Raw genomic sequence first — 734 nt, 5'->3', positions numbered from 1 at the left:
GCGTACTGCGAGGTGCCGCCGTTGGTGCTGGGGATGCCGCCCGTGATGTCGGGGAGTGCCGGCGCCGCGGGGGCCTCGGGCACGGTGGCGGGGGCGGTGCGCTGGGTGGGTGCGCTGCTCAGGCCGAGGCTCGAGGAGCAGGACGGCCATGCGCCCCAGCCCTGGGAGTCGAGGACCTTCTCGGCGACGACGATCTGCTGTTCACGCGTGGCCTGGTTGGCGGTGGCGGCGTACTGGGTTCCACCGTGCGCGTTCCAGGTGCTCGGGGAGAACTGGAGTCCGCCCTGGAAGCCGTTTCCGGTGTTGATGCCCCAGTTTCCGCCGGACTCGCACTGCGCGAGGCGGTCCCAGTCGGAGTCCGGTGCCGCGTTCGCGGTGCCCGAGTAGGCTGCTCCGGCGACGCCCATGATGGCGCCGGTGACGGCGACCTTGGCGACGGTGCGGCCGGTGGTGGTGGGCTTGCGATGGCGTCCGCTCATAGTGGTCGAGATCCTCTCCACACGCGCCTGCGAGGTCAGCTGTCGGGTTCGGGCTGAGAGGTCGCCCGGCCTCGCCTCTCCTGGCTGGAGAGGGTCTGGCTTCACCCCAGATCCGACTGTGCGAGGCACATTCGGACCGGTGTCCGTCTGGAAACTTGCGTTCCCTGGAGGACTTTGGGTCCCCCGTCCTCGTCCCTGGAATGCTTCGTCGGGACTCCGGTACCCGCGGGACGAGGTTTGGCGCGGCGGGCCGGA

The 734-nt window shown here is 70.4% G+C and carries 1 protein-coding gene and 1 riboswitch; the gene reads right to left on the bottom strand.

Features of this window, described 5'->3' with window-relative positions:
- Positions 1-479, bottom strand: a 479-nt coding sequence (locus tag P3H15_RS54255) for a transglycosylase family protein (RefSeq protein WP_276144863.1), incomplete at its 3' end; no start/stop codon positions are given.
- 8 nt (positions 480-487) lie between these two features.
- Positions 488-700, bottom strand: a riboswitch (cyclic di-AMP (ydaO/yuaA leader).
- Between the last annotated feature and the right edge of the window lie 34 nt (positions 701-734).

The sequence above is a fragment of the Rhodococcus sp. T2V genome, assembly GCF_029269925.1.
GTDB classification, from domain to species: domain Bacteria; phylum Actinomycetota; class Actinomycetes; order Mycobacteriales; family Mycobacteriaceae; genus Rhodococcus_F; species Rhodococcus_F koreensis.
Note: the sequence above shows the minus strand (reverse complement) of the source record. Positions and strands in the feature narration are given on the sequence as shown.